The sequence below is a fragment of the Actinoplanes sp. NPDC048791 genome (assembly GCF_040650095.1).
Taxonomy (GTDB): Bacteria; Actinomycetota; Actinomycetes; order Mycobacteriales; family Micromonosporaceae; genus Actinoplanes.
In genome coordinates, this window is sequence record NZ_JBEZGQ010001567.1 from 1 (window position 1) to 1,389 (window position 1,389).

The 1,389-nt window shown below is 72.6% G+C and carries 3 protein-coding genes; all 3 read right to left on the minus strand.

Going from position 1 to position 1,389, the window contains the following annotated elements; genetic code table 11:
• Positions 1-143: 143 nt before the first annotated feature.
• Positions 144-524 (minus strand): VOC family protein, encoded by a 381-nt coding sequence (locus tag AB0C29_RS48525; RefSeq protein ID WP_360835157.1) that lies wholly within the window; start codon positions 522-524, stop codon positions 144-146.
• A 19-nt stretch (positions 525-543) separates the two neighbouring features.
• Positions 544-1,068 (minus strand): YceI family protein, encoded by a 525-nt coding sequence (locus AB0C29_RS48530; RefSeq protein ID WP_360835159.1) that lies wholly within the window; start codon positions 1,066-1,068, stop codon positions 544-546.
• Between the two features lie 34 nt (positions 1,069-1,102).
• A partial coding sequence (locus tag AB0C29_RS48535) for a LuxR C-terminal-related transcriptional regulator (RefSeq protein WP_360835161.1) occupies positions 1,103-1,389 on the minus strand: 287 nt, incomplete at its 5' end.

Consider the following 1,389-nt stretch of genomic DNA (forward strand, 5'->3'; position numbering starts at 1 on the left):
CGCGGCGGCACGGGCTCGACGGCCGTGCACACCAGCCAGTCGTCCAGCGGCGGCGCGGCGGCCTTCTCGGCTCGCAGCCGGGCGGCGCGCTAACTAGACACAGGCAAGGGGCGCTGAGGGATTCCTCAGCGCCCCTTCTGCTGTCACCGGCCGGCCAGGGCGGGATCGCGCCAGGCGGTCAGCACGCAGAACTCGTTGCCTTCCGGGTCGGCCAGCACCACGTACGGCTCGTCGCCCTGCTGCCCCACGTACGCGGGCCGGGCACCCAGGCCGATCAGGCGTTCCACCTCGGCCTGCGGGTCGGTGGCGGTCAGGTCCGGGTGGGCCCGGTTCTTGCCCGACTTCGGCCCGGCCGACGCCTGCAGCCACATGTGCTGGGCGCCGGGCGGAGCGTCGTCCGGCGGGATCAGCTTGGCGTTGCCGTCGTCGCCCTTCTCCACGCGGTAGCCCAGGGCCGCCGACCAGAAGGCCGTCATCACGTCGATGTCCTGCACGTCCAGGGTCAACTGTGCGATTCGCAGCATGTCGTGCTGCATACCCCGCTCAGCCGGCTGAAACGCGGCACTCCACGGTCACCCGGACGTGCCGGCCGATCAGGGCCCGGCCCGCGCCGACTCCCGCGGCCACCCGGTCGACCGTCGTCTTGGCCCGCACGTGGTAGCCGTCGGTGACCGGCTGGACGTCCACGATGGACAGCGTCAGCGGGGCCGAGCCGCCCCGGATGCTCAGCACCCCGGTGAGCTCCCAGCCGTCGGCTGTACGGCTCAACCCGGTGCTGCGGAAACCGATCGCCGGGTGGGTGTCGGCGGCCAGGAAGCGCTTGCCGCGTACGTCCTTGTCGCGGCGCGGGTCGTCGGTGGTGAAGCTGGCCGCGTCCAGGTCGGCCGAGACCGTGGACTGCTCGGGTCTGGCCCCCACCATCACGGTGCCGGACCGTACGGCGAAGGTCGCGTCCACGGGTTTGAGGCCGAAGGTGTGGGTCGCCGTCAGCCTGACGCTGGAGCGGGCGGAGTCGATCACGTACGTGCCGGGCCGGATGTCGCCTTCGAGGCGCTGGTGCTGTGTCATACCAGCAGCCTCGCCACCGCGGCGCCCGAAAACCTCAGTACTGCCGCTGAGATCCGGTACGTAGCCAGGACGCGACCTGCGTGCGGTTGCTCAGCCCCAGCTTGGCCAGCAGGTTGCGGACGTGCGTCTCCACGGTGCGCTCGGAGAGCACCAGCCGATCGGCGATCGCGCGGTTGGCCAGCCCGTCGGCCACCAGCGCGGCGATCTCGCTCTCCCGCGCCGTCAGTGCGCCCGCTCCCCCGCGTACCCCCGTGGTCTCCTCGACCAGGACCTGGGCCCCCGCCGCGACCCGGCTCATGCCCAGCCGCCGGCCGGTCGCGG

Bases quoted from the DNA above. Each gene is read 5' to 3' on its own strand.
- AB0C29_RS48530 (WP_360835159.1), bottom strand. From the start codon at position 1,068: ATGACACAGCACCAGCGCCTCGAAGGCGACATCCGGCCCGGCACGTAC.
- AB0C29_RS48525 (WP_360835157.1), bottom strand. From the start codon at position 524: ATGCTGCGAATCGCACAGTTGACCCTGGACGTGCAGGACATCGACGTG.